Annotated in this window: 15 protein-coding genes and 1 pseudogene; 12 read left to right on the forward strand and 4 right to left on the reverse strand. The window is 74.6% G+C overall.

Going from position 1 to position 14,795, the window contains the following annotated elements; translation table 11 throughout:
- Nucleotides 1–2 precede the first annotated feature (2 nt).
- Nucleotides 3–578, forward strand: coding sequence for a C40 family peptidase (locus G9H72_RS19675; protein ID WP_231127552.1), 576 nt, complete (start codon nt 3–5; stop codon nt 576–578).
- 88 nt (nt 579–666) lie between these two features.
- Here G9H72_RS19675 and G9H72_RS19680 read toward each other — a convergent pair whose 3' ends face one another.
- A complete protein-coding gene (locus tag G9H72_RS19680; RefSeq protein ID WP_166174337.1) occupies nt 667–1,092 on the reverse strand; it encodes a hypothetical protein in 426 nt (141 codons plus the stop codon).
- 201 nt (nt 1,093–1,293) lie between these two features.
- Between G9H72_RS19680 and G9H72_RS19685 the strand changes: the two genes are divergently transcribed.
- The 8 genes and pseudogenes from G9H72_RS19685 to G9H72_RS19720 all read left to right on the forward strand — a co-directional run bounded on the left by G9H72_RS19685 (nt 1,294) and on the right by G9H72_RS19720 (nt 9,549).
- Nucleotides 1,294–2,346 (forward strand): Gfo/Idh/MocA family oxidoreductase, encoded by a 1,053-nt coding sequence (locus G9H72_RS19685; protein WP_166174339.1) that lies wholly within the window; start codon nt 1,294–1,296, stop codon nt 2,344–2,346.
- 97 nt (nt 2,347–2,443) lie between these two features.
- The gene (locus G9H72_RS19690; protein ID WP_166174341.1) at nt 2,444–2,737 is read left to right on the forward strand and encodes a hypothetical protein; all 294 of its coding nucleotides are present in this window, start codon (nt 2,444–2,446) and stop codon (nt 2,735–2,737) included.
- A complete protein-coding gene (locus G9H72_RS19695) occupies nt 2,734–4,050 on the forward strand; it encodes a WXG100 family type VII secretion target (RefSeq protein WP_166174343.1) in 1,317 nt (438 codons plus the stop codon). Before G9H72_RS19690 ends, G9H72_RS19695 begins: the two co-directional genes overlap by 4 nt.
- Nucleotides 4,047–4,799: a hypothetical protein gene (locus G9H72_RS19700; RefSeq protein WP_166174345.1), complete on the forward strand. Its 753-nt coding sequence runs from the start codon at nt 4,047–4,049 to the stop codon at nt 4,797–4,799. The genes G9H72_RS19695 and G9H72_RS19700 overlap by 4 nt, the downstream gene beginning before the upstream one ends.
- A gap of 44 nt (nt 4,800–4,843) precedes the next feature.
- Nucleotides 4,844–6,499, forward strand: a complete 1,656-nt coding sequence (locus tag G9H72_RS19705; protein ID WP_231127553.1) for a M48 family metalloprotease — start codon at nt 4,844–4,846, stop codon at nt 6,497–6,499.
- 144 nt (nt 6,500–6,643) lie between these two features.
- Nucleotides 6,644–7,105: a PPOX class F420-dependent oxidoreductase gene (locus G9H72_RS19710; RefSeq protein WP_331272440.1), complete on the forward strand. Its 462-nt coding sequence runs from the start codon at nt 6,644–6,646 to the stop codon at nt 7,103–7,105.
- A gap of 124 nt (nt 7,106–7,229) precedes the next feature.
- A pseudogene (locus tag G9H72_RS19715) lies at nt 7,230–8,153 on the forward strand (acyl-ACP desaturase); the annotation flags it as partial.
- 193 nt (nt 8,154–8,346) lie between these two features.
- A complete protein-coding gene (locus G9H72_RS19720; protein WP_166174351.1) occupies nt 8,347–9,549 on the forward strand; it encodes a metalloprotease in 1,203 nt (400 codons plus the stop codon).
- A 527-nt stretch (nt 9,550–10,076) separates the two neighbouring features.
- On the opposite strand, the gene G9H72_RS19725 is transcribed toward G9H72_RS19720, so the two are convergent.
- Nucleotides 10,077–11,729 carry an amidase gene (locus G9H72_RS19725; protein WP_166174353.1) on the reverse strand — a complete coding sequence of 551 codons (1,653 nt, stop codon included), beginning with the start codon at nt 11,727–11,729 and terminating at the stop codon, nt 10,077–10,079.
- Nucleotides 11,729–12,034, reverse strand: coding sequence for a hypothetical protein (locus tag G9H72_RS19730; RefSeq protein ID WP_166174355.1), 306 nt, complete (start codon nt 12,032–12,034; stop codon nt 11,729–11,731). Before G9H72_RS19730 ends, G9H72_RS19725 begins: the two co-directional genes overlap by 1 nt.
- A gap of 291 nt (nt 12,035–12,325) precedes the next feature.
- Between G9H72_RS19730 and G9H72_RS19735 the strand changes: the two genes are divergently transcribed.
- The 3 genes from G9H72_RS19735 to G9H72_RS19745 all read left to right on the forward strand — a co-directional run bounded on the left by G9H72_RS19735 (nt 12,326) and on the right by G9H72_RS19745 (nt 14,330).
- Entirely contained in the window at nt 12,326–13,294 is a 969-nt protein-coding gene (locus G9H72_RS19735) for an FKBP-type peptidyl-prolyl cis-trans isomerase (RefSeq protein ID WP_166174357.1), read from the forward strand.
- Nucleotides 13,295–13,406: 112 nt separating this feature from the next.
- Nucleotides 13,407–13,895 carry a siderophore-interacting protein gene (locus G9H72_RS19740; RefSeq protein ID WP_166174359.1) on the forward strand — a complete coding sequence of 163 codons (489 nt, stop codon included), beginning with the start codon at nt 13,407–13,409 and terminating at the stop codon, nt 13,893–13,895.
- A 72-nt stretch (nt 13,896–13,967) separates the two neighbouring features.
- Nucleotides 13,968–14,330 (forward strand): STAS domain-containing protein, encoded by a 363-nt coding sequence (locus G9H72_RS19745; protein WP_166174361.1) that lies wholly within the window; start codon nt 13,968–13,970, stop codon nt 14,328–14,330.
- A 2-nt stretch (nt 14,331–14,332) separates the two neighbouring features.
- On the opposite strand, the gene G9H72_RS19750 is transcribed toward G9H72_RS19745, so the two are convergent.
- On the reverse strand, nt 14,333–14,795 hold a 463-nt coding region (locus tag G9H72_RS19750), incomplete at its 5' end, for an MOSC domain-containing protein (protein WP_166174363.1).

Here is a 14,795-nt window from a genome sequence, read left to right on the forward strand (position 1 = left end):
TCTTGTCGTACGCCGCCACCGGCGGCGCGCGCGCTCTGTCGCGCCGCGCTGCCGTGACCTCCGCTGCCCGTCTCTCCCTCCGCCTCGGCGCGCTGCTGGTCGCGCTGCTCGGCGCCCTGCTCGTCGCCCCGGCGGCGCCGGCCTCGGCCACCGTGCCCGACGCCGCCGTCACGCCGGCGGGCCGCTCGGCCAAGACCCCCGCCGCCCGCGCCGCCGCCGTCCGCGCGGCCAAGGTGAAGACGGTCCTGACCACGGCCGCCGCACTGCGTGGCCGCCCCTACCGGTACGGCGCGACCGGCCCGCGCGCGTTCGACTGCTCCGGCTACGTCGGCTACGTCATGAAGCGCGTGGGCAAGTCGCTGCCCCGCACCTCGCGCGGCCAGTACGCCGCCTCCAGGAAGATCAACCGGTCCGCGATGAAGCCCGGTGACCTGGTGTTCTTCAAGCACGGCTCCCGCGTCTACCACGTGGCCGTGTACGCCGGCGGCGGCCGCATCTGGCACGCTCGCCAGCCCGGCCAGGGCGTGGCCCTCACCCGGATCACCGCGTCGAGCTGGGCCGCCGGCCGCGTCCTCTGACCGACAGCGTCGACGGCCCCGCACTCGATCGTGTGCGGGGCCGTCGTGCGTCCTCCGTTTCAGTGAAGCGAACTGTGCAGCTTCAGCTTCAGCGAACGACCTCGTAGTAGAGCGTGTAGTCGGCGGTCCAGGCGGCGAAGCGCGCCTCCTGCAGGCCCTGGCCGATGTTGTCCGCGCTGACCGCGAACTCGCCCAGGAAGTCGTCGTTGTCGAAGAAGCCGGCGTCCGCGTCGTAGAGCTTGACCCGGGTGGTGTTGCTGCCGGACTTCGTGACGTTGATGGTCACGCCCTGGCGGTCGTTGAGGCTGCCGGCCCACACCTTGCTGCCGTTGACCGTGATGTACGGCTCGTCGGCGCCGGTCCAGTCCTCGGTGGACTCGCACCACACGTTGTAGATCTTGATCTTGTACGTGGTGGCCGCCTGTGCGGGGGAGGACAGGGCGACGAGCCCACCCGTCGCCACGGCGGCGGCGGCGGCGAGGGAAGCGGTCTTGCGAAGGGTGTTTCCGAGCATGGCTGTGAGCCCCCTGGGAAGGTCGGTCGGTGTGCCGCGCGTGGCGGCGGGTGCAGCGCGTGTCGGCGCGTGACGCGTCGGGCGGCTCCCGTCCGGTGCCGCCCCGTGCGCGTCCGACTCTTCAGAGCGACGTGGCCCTGCGCAGATACACGGAGGAAACCCGTGTCGCCCCGCCACCGCGCGCTGGGCCAGGATGGCCGGGTGACTGACAACCTGCGCGTCGCCGTGCTGGGCTACGGCCTGGCCGGCTCGACCTTCCACGCTCCCGTCATCGAGTCGGTCCCCGGGCTCCGGGTGACCGCCGTCGTCACCTCCAACCCCGAGCGGGCGGAGCAGGCACGTGCGGACGTCCCCGGTGTACGCGTCCTCGCGTCGGCTGACGAGGTGTGGGCCGACCCCGCCGCGTACGACGCCGTCGTCGTCGCCACGCCGAACAAGTCGCACGCCCCCCTCGCGACCGCGGCCATCGAGGCCGGGCTGCCGGTCGTGGTGGACAAGCCGCTCGCGGTGACCGCGGCAGCGGGGCAGCAGGTCGTCGACCTCGCGGCCGAGCGCGGCGTCCTGCTCACGGTCTTCCAGAACCGGCGCTGGGACGCCGACCTGCTGACGGTGCGCCGGCTGCTCGCGGACGGGGCCCTCGGCCGGGTGCACCGGTTCGAGTCGCGCTTCGAGCGGTGGCGCCCGCAGCCGAAGGCCGGCTGGCGCGAGAGCGGCTCGCCCGACGAGGCCGGCGGCCTGCTCTTCGACCTCGGCAGCCACCTCGTCGACCAGGCGCTGCACCTGTTCGGCCCGGCGACGTCGGTGTACGCCGAGGTGGACGTGCGACGTGCGTCGGTGGTCGTGGACGACGACGTGTTCGTCGCCCTGACCCACGCGTCCGGTGTCCGGTCCCACCTGTGGGCGGGGGCGCTCACCGGGCAGCTCGGCCCGCGGTTCCGGGTGCTCGGCGGCGAGGGGGCGTACGTGAAGCACGGCATGGACCCGCAGGAGGACGCGCTGAAGGCCGGCGGCCGTCCCGACACCGACGGCTGGGGGGTGGAGCCGGAGTCGGCCTGGGGGCAGCTCGGTGTCGACGGCGCGACGAGCCCGGTGCCCAGCGCGGCGGGGGCGTACCAGGCGTTCTACGCGCTGCTGGCCAAGGCGTTGCGCGGCGAGGGCCCGGTCCCGGTCGACCCCGCGGAGGCCGTGACGACCCTGCGGGTGCTCGAGGCCGCCCGTGCCGCGTCCGCCGAGGGGCGGGCCGTCCAGCTCTGACGAAGCGCTCTTCAGGCAAGGCCCGCTGTGGACGACCGCAGCGGGCTCTCGCGCTCCCGGCCTAGCGTCTGCCTCCTCGCCTGTCGGAGGGGGAAGCGTGAGCGAGTGCCTGAAGGTCGACACCGACGAGCTGCGGGCGGTCGCCCGGTCGCTCACGGCGATCCGGCTGCGCCTGGAGTCGGCAGCGAACGACATCGCCGGCCTGCACGGGGAGCTCGGCTCGGGGCGGCTGGCCGAGACGATGGACCGGTTCGCGTCCGACTGGCAGGTACGCCGCCGTCGGCTCTGCGGCTCGGTCGAGGCCGTCGAGCAGATGGCTCTGCAGTCGGCGCGGAAGCTGGAGGCGTGTGATCAGGCGCTGGCGCGGAGCGTCAGCGGGGGTGCGAGGTGACGGCACGGCCCCGGGACTGGGAGCCGCTGGAGGCTGTCGACCCCGTGCCGGGCGACCCGCTCGCGGTCCAGGCCGCCGCCGCCCGCTTCGCAGCCATGGCGAACGAGCTCGCGACGCAGGCACAGCGGCTGCGCACGATCGCCGCCCCGTCCGCCGCCAGCGGCTGGGAGGGGGAGGCGGCAGGCGAGTTCCGCTCGGCCGCGGAGGATCTCTCACGGGACCTGGACACGGTGCGCGGCCGCTACGAGACGGCGGCGAGCGAGCTGCGGGTGTGGTCCCGCGAGCTCGACTCGGCGCAGGAGGAGTCCTTGCGCGCCCTGCGCACGGCCCAGGATCTCGCGGCGGACGCGGCCGCGGCCGGTGCCGTCGCCCCGCCGGGACAGCAGGTCGTCCCGGACCTCGCGGCCGCGCGGCGCGCCCTGGACGCCGCGGTGGCACAGCGGGACCTCGCGGCCCGGCGGGCGGCGGAGGCGATCGAGCGGGCGATGCAGGCCGACGGCCTGAAGGACTCGTGGCTGGCCCGGTTCGCGGGCGCTCATCCCACCGTCGTGGCGTGGATGAAGATCGCGTCGGAGGTCGTGGCGATCTCCGGTCTGGCGCTCGCTGCTGTGGCGATCATCTTCATGGTCACCGTCCCCGCCTCCGCCCTCCTGGCCCTCGCCGCCGCCGGCCTCGGGATCGACGCCCTGTTGTGGCTGATGGGCGAGGGCGACGGGCTGTCCGTGGTCCTGGGGGCCCTCAACGTCGCGACCGCGGGGCTGGCCGTCGCTGCCGGCCGTGCCTTCGTCCAGGGGTGGAACGCATCGGTGACGGCTGCGCGCAGCGTCGGCCGTGCCCGCGCCGAGAGCAGCGTCCGGGTGGTCAACGCCGAGCGGGTGCGCCGAGCGCGGCTGGTCATCGCGCGCACCGACCCCGGCAAGGCATCCCACGTGCGCGCGCAGCAGATCCTCGATGACGTGGACACGCGCGTCCGGGCTGCCGGGGACATCGCGGCGGCCGCCATCGGTCTCCCGGCGGGTCGCCCCGGGCTGGGGCGTCGGCTCTGGACGTTCGACCGGGTGACCGCACAGCGGGTCGCCTCGGCCTCCTGGATGCGCACGAAGTACCAGACCCCCGAGCTGAGCAAGGCCTACGAGCGGGTGCGCCGCGCCGCCCTGGCGTCGGGTGGCAGCGCGGCGTCCGGGGTGGCGACGGAGGGCTACGACCGCGCCCGTCAGGGCTGGGCCACGTCACCGGCACCGTGGAGGGACGCCTGGCGCACCGTGCGGACGGCCACCGGGACGGGGACTGCACGCCAGGCGGTGGCCCGGTGACGAGCCCGGCCTCGCGGCGCCCCACCGGCTACGACATCGTCCTGCCTCCTGCGTGGTGGCACGTCCCGCTCGGCAGCGGCAGGCACGCCTCGGTCGCCGCGCTGATCCGGCACCAGGTGCGCAGGTCCCCGAAGGAAGCGGCTGCGCTCCTGCGCGGCGGCCTGCGTCGCGAGCTGGCCGGCATCGTCGAGCGCGCCGCCCACAGCGGGGCCAGCGACCTGTACCTCTCGCTCGGGGTGGAGCAGGGCATCCCGCTCGCGGCCTCCCTGGTCGTGCAACGCCTTCCGGGCGCCACGGGCATCACCGGGAACTCCCTGGAACTCGTGGAAAGGGTCATCGTGCAGTCGGGTGGCACGACCCGTCCGCTGCGTGTCGGCCGCGGCCGCGGCCTCGGGGTCGCCGGCCGTCGGGTCGAGATGCACGTGCTGCCGGAGAGCGTCCTCGACGGAGGGAGGGCTCCCCTGGACGCGTCGACACTGCCCCAGTCGTGCACCACGCACCTGGACGTCTTCATCCCGGTCCCGCAGAGCGCCGACCTGCTCCTGCTCGCCTTCAGCACCCCGGTCCCGGCTCTGGCCGACGCCTTCGTGGACCTCTTCGAGGCCATGGCCCAGAGCCTGACGTGGACGTACGGGAGAGCCGGGCGGCGTACGCCCGGAACGAGCCCGCCTCGTGTCACCCCGCGTGTGCCCACGTCACGCTGCGCACAAGCAACGGAGAGCGGCGTCGAGTCTCCGGGGCGTGGGTAGATCGCCGGCGGGTCGCTCGGGGGAGCGTGTCGAAGGGGGGAGGCATGCCGACGTTCGTCTGGCGCAGATCGTTGCTGTCACTGGGGATTCTCGGGTCGTTGTTCGTCCTGGCCGGCGGGGCCCTCGTGGCGATGACGGACATTCCCGTGATCGTGCCGGTCGTCGCGGCACTGGTGATCGTGGGGCTGCAGTACCTCCTGGCCCCGTGGTTCCTGCAGCTGTTGGTGCCCGCTCACGTGCTCGACCCGCGGGACGGCGGCTACGCGACCGACCAGCCGATCGGGCGTATCGTCGCCGACGCCTGCAGGGTGGCCGACGTCCCGCTCGTGCGGCTCGGCATCGTGGACGACGGCACTCCGAACGCCTTCACGTTCGGGCGCACCCGACGGGACGCCCGCATCTGGGTCACCCGCGGGCTGCTCGAGCGGCTGGACGAGGAGGAGCTCGAAGCCGTCGTGGCCCACGAGGTCGCACACATCCGCAACTACGACTTCGCCGTCATGACCGCCGCCTCGGTCGTCCCGATGGTCCTCTACTACGCCTACCTGGGCACCCGCACCAACGGGCGCCCCGAGGCGCTGGCCGCAGCCCTCGTCGCGTGGGTCGGCTACCTGGTCGCCCAGCTGGCCGTGCTCGCGCTCGGCCGTGCCCGCGAGGTCGGGGCGGACCACGCGTCCTGCGCCCGGACCGGCAACGGAGACGCGCTCTGCTCCGCGCTGGTCAAGGTGGTCTACGGGATCGGGGAGGAGCGTGAGGCACGCGCCGCCCGGGTGAAGGAGCTCGTGGAGCACGAGCAGAAACGGATCGCGCGCAAGCTCGAGGCGCGCGGACGCAGGATGCGCGTCGCGGGCACGCTCGGCATCGCGCAGGACCGGGGCGCGGGCGCCCTGGCCGGTGCGGTGGAGACGAGCCTGAGCCAGGCCGAGGTGATGCAGGCGCTGCGCTGGGACGCGTGCAATCCCTGGTCGGTCGCGGAGGAGAAGCTCAGCACCCATCCGACCGTGGTCTCCCGGATCGCCGCCCTCGAGCGCAGCGGGCTTCCGGGAGCGCCGAAGGCCTGGCGTGCCGCGGACGTCACCGCGAGCTGCAGCGGCCCGGAGCTGTCGCGGGCCCGCCGCCGGTTCGCCGGCGAGGCGCTGCTGCGGCTCGGCGGCTGGTTCGCGCTCGTGGCCGCCGTCGTCGTGCTGCGGCTGGCCGGCACGGACGCCGATCGGCTCGCCGCCTGCCTCCTGCTCGTGGCGGGCGTGATCCTCGCCCTTCGCGCCGTGGTGATGGCGCCGCTGGGCGCCCCCGAGCGGGTGAGCGGCGTACGCGCCCTCCTGGACCGGCTGGACGCGAGCCCGGTCTCCGGAATCCTCGTTCGGGTCCGTGGATCGGTCGTCGGGCGGGTGGACTCCGGGGCGGTGTTCTCCCCGGACCTCACGCTCCGCGACGGCTCCGGGCTGGTTCCCCTGCTGTGGGTGCAGCCGCTGCCCTTCGCCCGCACGTTGTTCGGCCTGCTCCAGGCCGACGAGTTCGTGGGGCGCGACGTCGAGGCGGTCGGGTGGTACCACCGCGGTGCGGCCGGGCCGTGGATCGAGCTGCGGGAGCTGCGCGCTCGGGACGCGGGGCGGACCCGCTGCTGGATGTGGGCCGGGCGCGTGGTGCTGTCGCTGGCCGTTCTTCTCGCCGGGGCGGTGGCGGTGGTGCTGACGGTGTGACCCGCCGGCGCGACCTGCCGGCGCGACCTGCCGGCGTGCCCCCGATGTGACCTGGCGCCGTGCGCCGGGATGTGCCGGGCGTGCGCGGCCGGGGGCGCGGGCGGCGCACGCGGGCCGGGGCGGCCCCCGCGTACCCTCCGGGACGTGGCGATCGCGACGAACACGACAGTCGACCGGGAGCAGTTGCTCGAGTTCCTCCGCCCACGGCGCAAGGGGTTGGTGATCACGCTGCGCCGGGACGGGCGGCCGCAGGTCTCCCCGGTTGCCTGCGGGGTGGACGCCGAGGGCCGGCTGGTCGTCTCGACCTATCCGGAGCGGGCCAAGACCCGCAACGCCGAGCGCGACCCGCGGGTGTCGATCTGCGTCCTGTCCGACGACTGGAACGGGCCGTGGGTCCAGGTCGACGGGCAGGCCGAGGTGCTGCACATGCCGGAGGCCCTCGACGCGCTCGTCGACTACTACCGCGCGCTGGCCGGCGAGCACCCGGACTGGGACGAGTACCGGGAGGCGATGCGACGCCAGGGCAAGTCGTTGCTGCGGGTGACCATCGAGCGGTGGGGCCCGATCGCAACCGGCGGCTTCCCGGCCCGCCTCGGTCAGGGCTAGCGCGCGTACGCCGACGCGTAGCGGGAAGTTCCCGTCCCGGGGCGTGGACGACGTGACCGTGGTCCTGTCGCTGCCCGACGAACCTACGGTAACGTAGGCGTAGGAAGACCGACCTGGAGGTGCGATGTCCGCTCGCCGCCCGACCCAGCTGGAGCTGCTGCACGAGCTCGAGCCCGTCGTCGAGGAGAACCTCGAGCGCCACCTGAAGGTCGCCAAGGAGTGGTTCCCCCACGAGTACATCCCGTGGAGCGAGGGCCGCGACTTCGACGGCGTCCTCGGCGGCGAGGCGTGGGACCCGTCGCAGTCGCGGATCTCCGAGGTCGGCCAGACCTCGCTCGTGGTCAACCTGCTCACCGAGGACAACCTGCCGAGCTACCACTACGAGATCGCCAACGTCTTCGGCCGTGACGGCGCCTGGGGCACCTGGGTGCACCGGTGGACCGCCGAGGAGGGCCGGCACGGCATCGCGCTGCGCGACTACCTGCTGGCGACCCGCGCCGTCGACCCGATCGAGCTCGAGCGGCTGCGCATGCAGCACATGAGTGGCGGCTACGAGACCGCGCAGGAGGAGGACCTGCTCCGCTCGGTCGCGTACGTCTCCTTCCAGGAGCTCGCGACGCGCATCTCGCACCGCAACACCGGCAGGTTCACGCAGGACCCGCTCTGCGACCAGCTGCTCGCCCGCATCTCCACGGACGAGAACCTGCACATGGTCTTCTACCGCAACCTTCTCGAGGCGGCCTTCAAGATCGCGCCCAGCCAGACCATGCGGGCCGTGACCGAGGTCGTGCGCGGCTTCGAGATGCCAGGGTCGACGATCGAGAACTTCGGCCGCAAGGCCATGCAGATCGCGCTCGCCGGGATCTACGACCTGCGCATCCACCACGACGACGTCCTCAACCCCGTGCTGCGGGCCTGGAAGATCTGGGACATCGAGGGGCTGGACGCCGACGGCGAGGCCGCCCGCGAGGAGCTCGCGGCGCTCATGGCCAAGACCGACAAGAGCGCGAGCCGGTTCGAGGACAAGCGCGAGATGCTGCGCGCCCGCATGGAGCAGCAGGACAAGCCGGCCGACCCGCTGCCGCCGCGCGTGACGATGGACCTGCCCAAGGACGCGGCCGAGGCCGCGGGGGTCGAGCCCACCACCTGAGGCCCGGCACGACGGCGCTCCCGGCACCGCAGCGGGGCCGGGTGAGCGCCGTCGGCCTCGGCCCGGCCGTCCAGCAGGCACCATGGAGGCGATGAGCGTCTTCGGCTTCCCCCTCCGCGTCAGCCCCTGGATCTTCGTCGTGCTGTTCGCGCTGGGTCAGGGCGCCGGCGCGGCCGCCCTGATCGCCTTCGTGGTCGGTGGCGTCGCCGCGATCGCCGTGCACGAGCTGGGGCACGCCGTCGCGGCCCGTGCGGCCGGCGCCCGCGACGTCCGCATCGAGCTGCTCGCGTTCGGCGGCCTGACGACGTTCGCGCCCGCCCCGGACAGCCGGCTGCAGCGCATCTGGATCGCTGTCGCGGGTCCGCTGACCGGCTTGGTGCTCGGGCTGCCCCTCCTGGCGCTCCGGTTCGGCGCGGATCTCGAGCCCGGCACGACGACGAGCTCGGTGATCAACGCGCTGCTCGTCGTCACCATCGGCTGGGCCGTGCTCAACCTGCTCCCGGTCCTGCCGTTCGACGGGGGCCACGTCCTCGTCTCCGTGCTGCCCGGCCGCGAGGAGGCCCGCACGCGGGTGGCGGCGGCGCTGTCGGTCGTCATCGCCGGTGCGGCGGCGTGGTTCTTCTGGAACCGGGACGCCACCTGGTCGGCGGCCGTCTTCGGCTTCCTGGCCGCGACCAACCTGATCACTCTCGTGGCGAGCGGGCGCAACCCGCAGGCTCAGCAGTCCCGGTCGTACGACGTGCTGCGCGCCGTCGTCGCCGGCCGGCTCGACGAGGCGCGCGCAGCTGTGGGCGAGGGGCGGGTCGACCCGGTGGCCGCCGCGCTCGTGCAGGTGGCGGAGGGCGGCGGCCAGCCGGCCGCCGAGCGCCTCGAGCGCGCCGCCGGCACCCGGCCCGACCCGCTGGCCCGGTCCGCCCTGGTCGTCCTGGCCGTCACCCGGCGCGACTGGGACGGGGTCGGGCGGCTCGGGGCGGAGGGCGGCGTGCCGGCAGACGTCCTGGCCTGGGCGGTCACCGTCGCCGCGCGCAGCGGCGTCCCCGCGGCGGGCGCCCGTGCCGGGCAGGCCGCGCTCGCCGGGACGCCCGCCCCGGCGCTCGCCCACGCCACCGCGCGGGCCTGGGCGCTGGCGGGCGAGCCCAGCCGGGCGTTCGACGCCGTCGTGTACGCCGTCGCGCTCGGGTGGGACGACCTGGCCGCGCTCGACGTCGACCCCGCCCTCGGGCCGGTGCGGGCGCTGCCCGCCTGGCCGGGGTGGCGGCAGGGGGTCGGCGCCGCGGCCGTACACCAGGGCTGAGGCGCGGCTCGCGCGCGGCCCCTGCGCGGACCCCCACCCCGCCGGCGCCCGTCGCGCCCCGGTCGCGCCCGTCCCACCCGCCCGCGCCCCCGTGCCCGTCGGGGTGAATGTCACATCCAGTCGAACCTAGGGCCGCGATGCCGCATTCAGGCAGCCCGGGCCTGCCGCGATGCCGCAGCAACCCGGCACGGGTCCGGCGCGACACCGCCTCCCCCTGCGACGGGCCTGGCGCGATGCCGCATTCACCCGACCCGACCAGGTCCCGGCGGCACCCCGGTCCACGGCGCGGGCGGCGGCCTGCCGCGGACGCAGCCCTGCCCGCCGACCAGGCAAGCCCCGCCCGCCGGGGCCAGCCCCGCCCGCCCCGCAAGCCCCGCAAGCCCCGCCGCCCCGCAAGCCCCGCCGCCCCGCAAGCCCCGGCCGCCACCAGCTCCCGCCGGCGCGCGCCACCGACCCCCCCGGGCAGCCGAACGACGAAGGCCCCGCCCCCACACCGGCGGGGACGGGGCCTCGGCCTCAGCAGGCGGTCACTCGCTGAGCGCGGTGGCCTGCTCCGGGGTGAGGCGCAGCGGCGTGGCCACGGCGGCGCGGCGGGCCGCCGAGGACGCGACCGGGTTCGCCGGCCGGCGCAGGTGGAAGTCGGTCACCTGCTGGTACGCCGCGGCCACCTCGAGCAGCCGGTCCTCGGCGTAGGGGCTGCCGCCGAGGATGCAGCCGCGCGGCGTGGGCAGGCCGTTGCGGTTGACGAAGCCGATCGGGAACGTGATCTCCGGCAGCCCGAGGATGTCGAACGGCACCACGCTGGTCTGGAGCACGACGTCGCACCGCTCGAAGAACGTGTCCATGACGCGCTCGAGCAGCTCGTACTTCGCGCGCTGCCCGGTGATCCACTCGTCGCCGGACAGGAACAGCCCCTGCATCCAGCTGCCCAGCGAGACGCCGAACTGCTTGAGGTCCTGCTTGAGGAACTGCTTGAACGGCTCGGACCGCTCGGGCAGCCGGACCGCGTTGAACGTGTCCGTCAGCAGGCTCCATTCCGCAGGCAGCGGGACCTCGACCAGGTCGACCTTGTGGATGGAGCTGAGGGTGTCCAGGAACTGGCCCCGCAGCGCCGCGTCCGCCCCGCTGACGTAGTTCGGGATGACGCCGATCTTCGTGCGGGAGCGGATCGCGGGCTTGCCGCCGGTGACCACCGGGGTCGCGGCCCGGATGTAGTCGGGCGGGTCGGGCAGGCCCTGGGAGCGGAAGTCGTGGGGGTCCTCGCCGGCCATCGCGGTGAGCATGATCGCCGCGTCCCTGGCGTCCCGGGCCAGCGGCCCGGGGTGGTCGCGCGTGTAGGTCAGCGGGACGATGCCGTAGAGCGAGATCCGGCCCATGGTCGGCTTGAGGCCGGTGAGGCCCTGCTGCTGGGCCGGGCCGATGATCGAGCCACCGGTCTGGGTGCCGATCGAGGACGTGGCCAGCCGGCCGGCGGTGGCGGTGGCCGAGCCCGTCGACGAGCCCGCCGGGTCGTACGAGGGGTCGTTCGGCGTCCACGCGTTGACCGTGGTGACCGTGCCGTTGGGCGTGGTCGCACGGGTGGTGGCCAGGGGCCCCATCTGCATCTTGCCGAGGACCAGGCCGCCGGCGAGCTTGAGCCGGGCCACGGCCGTCGCGTCGAACGGCGGCACGAAGTCGGCGAAGATGTAGGAGTTGACGGTGGTCAACGTGCCCTTGGTGAAGTAGTTGTCCTTGATGGCCAGCGGGATGCCGTAGAGCGGCGACGTGGCGCTCGCCCCCGCCGTGAGCGCCCGCGCCTCGGACAGCACGTCCGCGGTGCGCACGGTGTTGAAGGCCTTGTAGACCGACTCGAACGCGTTGATCCGGGCGAGGTAGGCCTCGACCAGGCCGACGGGCGTGAGCTTGCCGTTCTTGATCTGGTACGCCGCCTCGGCGATGGTGAGCTCGGTCGGGTCCGCTTGGGCCTCGGGCCGCGGGGCGACCCAGGCGTCGGCGCGGAACGTCGCCAGCGGGGCCATCTTCGGGGTGCGGTACTTCACCGCGGTGGCGGCCTCGGCCGCGGTCGGGCCCCACGCCAGCTGGCCGGCCGACGCCGCGGCGGTCACGGCCAGGGAGCGGGCGAGGAACGTTCGGCGGGCGAGGCCCTTGTCCAGGCGGCCGGGCTCGGTCTCGTTGCGCATCAGTCGGTCACCTGTCCGGTCCAGGCCTTCACGATCGAGGGGTACTCCGCGGGCGGCGCGGCCTGCTGGACCACGCGGTTGGAGTCCGCCCCGCTGACGCCGGAGGCGGGCAGCCAGTTGGAGATGGGCGGCACGCTGTTGCGCAGGAAGCTGCGCAGCGAGGAGAGGATCGACGCCTGCGACGGGGAGCCGGTCACCGGGTCGGTCTGGGTCGGGTGCAGTTGCGAGAGGTCGATCCCGATCAGGGCCAGCCGCGCCTTGATCAGGGTGTCGAGCTCCGCGTCCGTGGGCGGAACGATTGCCAACGTCTTCGCCTTTCGTGTCGGCCGGGGCAGCGCGGGGAGCGTGTCGAGGACACGAGGCCGGCGGCACCCCCGAGCCGCCGGCAGCCCCTGCCCCGAACCGTCGTCGCTGCACGTTTCGCCACTGTTCCGCAAACGTCACCAGCTCGTCACGGGGTGGGGCAGAACCGGGCGACTGCGGTTTCTTCGGAGTCGCCCAGGTTCGGCGCATAGAGTGGTCTGGCGGCCCCTCGTCCCACGTGTCCGGCCCGGATGCGACGCCGCGCCCCCGTAGTCGACGATCTTGAGGTTGTTGTGCGCCGTCTGGCAGTGCTGCCCGTGCTCGCCCTGTCCGCTTCCCTCGTGCTCGCCGGCTGCGGGGACGACGGCGAGGAGACGCCCGACGCGTCCTCCACGTCGTCGGCCGCCGCAGTCGGCAGCGGCGAGCTGCCCTCCGTCAGCGGGGCGTACGGCGAGAAGCCCACCATCTCCTTCGAGGGTGACGCCCCCAAGGCGCTGCAGAAGGAGATCCTCGACGAGGGCGACGGCCCGGAGGTGCAGTCCGGGGACCTGCTCGTCGCCGACTACCTCGGCCAGGTCTGGGGCGGCGAGGTCTTCGACAACTCCTACGACCGCGGCCAGGTCGCGGCGTTCCCGATCGGTGTCGGCCAGGTCGTCAGCGGCTGGGACGAGACGCTCGTGGGCGTCAAGGCCGGCAGCCGGGTCCTCATGAGCCTGCCGCCGGACAAGGGCTACGGCGCGAACGGCAACGAGCAGGCCGGCATCAAGGGCACCGACACGCTGGTGTTCGTCGTCGACGTCGTCGGCTCGTACGGCAAGTCCTCCGGCGCGCAGGCCGACGCCGCGCAGAAGGACGCCCCGCCGGCCGGCATCACCGTGAGCGGCGCTCCCGGCGCAGCGCCCAAGGTCACCGTGGCGAAGACCTACAAGGCCCCCGCGAAGGCCGCGACGACGGTCCTCGCCGAGGGCACCGGCCCGGCGGTGGCGTCCGGCCAGGTCATCGGCCAGTACGTCGCGGTCGACGCCAAGGGCAGCGCCCTGGGCTCGACGTGGGAGAGCACCCCGCAGGCCATCCCGGTCGCGGTCGAGGGGCAGCCCGGCCCGTTCGACGCCCTGGTCGGCGTCCCGGCCGGCAGCCGGGTGCTCCTCCAGGTGCCGCCGACCGCGGCGAACCAGTCCACCGGCCAGCAGGCCTCGCCCGGCGTCGTGGCCGTCGTCGACGTCGTGGCGCAGGCGCAGACCGCCAAGGACTCCGCGAAGTAACGCTGCCCGGCGTCGTCCGCCCGCCCTCCGGCCCGAGCACGTAGCTCGAGGTAAGGCTTGCCCAACCTGGCGGCCGGAGGGGGGGCCGGGCGGTCCGCGTGGCTCGCTGCTGGTGGGGCCCGGTTTCGACTGGCAGCTGCTGGTGGGCGACGCGAGCGCGCTGCCGGCGATCGGCTGCCGGATCGAGGAGGCCGCGCCGCAGGAGCGGGTCGTGGCCGTCGTCGAGGTCGACGGGCCACACGACGAGCAGCAGCCGCCCGCCGGGCCGGCCGTTCCCGTGACCTGGGCTCACCGCACCGCGGCAGCGCTCGGCGTGGGCAGCCCGCTGCTCGACGCCGTCCGCGCGCTCGACCTGCCCGCGGGTGACTTCTTCGCCTTCGTGGCGGCGGAGGCGGGGACGGTCCGCGCGGTGCGCGACCACCTGCTGGCCGAGCGGGCGCGCGCAAGGAGTGGATGCGGGCGACGGGCTACTGCAAGCGCGGCGTCGCGAACCACCACGACTGATTCCCCCGCCGCCGCGCAGGGACGCCGGCAGCCGGACGACAGCAGCCCCCCGGGCGGGCGCGGCTGCCGGAGGGCGGGAGCCGGCCCCGGCGGTTAAGCTGCCGCGCGGCAGCGCAAAGGTGCGCAAGACGTCGCAGATGGGCGCGAAGCGCTGCGAGGGGGGTCCCGCGTGACCTTGACCATGTCGGCGCGCCGCACGGGCGGCGCGACCGTCGTCAGGCTGGCCGGCGAGCTCGACTCCCGCTCCGCCGTGCAGTTGCGGATGTTCGTGCTCGACCAGATCGCCAAGCGGCACCACGTGCTCGTCCTGGACCTCGCGGCCGTGCCGTTCGTGGACTCCGCCGGGTGCCGCACCCTGGTGGACGCGCGGCAGCGCCTGCGCGAGCGCAGGGGCCAGCTGCACCTCGCCCGGCCCACCCGGGACGTGAGCCGGATGCTGCGCACGACGGGCCTCGGGCGGGTGCTCCCGCCGCACACCACGATCGCAGCCGCGCTGCGGGCCTGCGACGAGGCCGGCCGCCCTCCGGCCTGAGCTCACTGCTCGAGCGTCGCCGACCCGCGCCCCATCGCGACCGGCGCCGGCGGCGCGGCGAGCCGACGGAGCACCAGGTCCCGCGTCCGGGCCGGCAGCTGCGGGGCCTCGAGCAGCCGAGGAAGCAGCTCCGCCTCGAGCAGCAGGGCCCGGAACACCACCGCCACGGTGACCCCGTGCCCTGGTCGGTGCTCCACGGCCATCTCGTCGCCCGCCGCCACCGGCCCCGGCTCGAGCACCCGCAGGTACGCCCCCGGCCGCGCCGCTGCGGTGAAGGCCCGCATCCAGCCGCGCTCGCCGAGCCAGGCGGCGAACGTCCGGCACGGCACCCGTGGCGACGTCACCTCGAGCACGAGCTCCCGCCCCACCCGCCATCGCTCCCCGACCACCGCGTGGGTGACGTCCAGGCCCGCCGTCGTGAGGTTCTCGCCGAAGGCGCCCGCGGCCAGCGGGCGCCCGAGCTCG

This window comes from Motilibacter aurantiacus, assembly GCF_011250645.1.
GTDB lineage: Bacteria > Actinomycetota > Actinomycetes > Motilibacterales > Motilibacteraceae > Motilibacter_A > Motilibacter_A aurantiacus.

What these genes read in the sequence shown, in the direction of transcription:
- G9H72_RS19720 (WP_166174351.1), top strand. Translation starts at nt 8,347, where the DNA reads ATGAGCGTCTTCGGCTTCCCCCTCCGCGTCAGCCCCTGGATCTTCGTC.
- G9H72_RS19725 (WP_166174353.1), bottom strand. Translation starts at nt 11,729, where the DNA reads ATGCGCAACGAGACCGAGCCCGGCCGCCTGGACAAGGGCCTCGCCCGC.
- G9H72_RS19680 (WP_166174337.1), bottom strand. Translation starts at nt 1,092, where the DNA reads ATGCTCGGAAACACCCTTCGCAAGACCGCTTCCCTCGCCGCCGCCGCC.
- G9H72_RS19705 (WP_231127553.1), top strand. Translation starts at nt 4,844, where the DNA reads ATGCCGACGTTCGTCTGGCGCAGATCGTTGCTGTCACTGGGGATTCTC.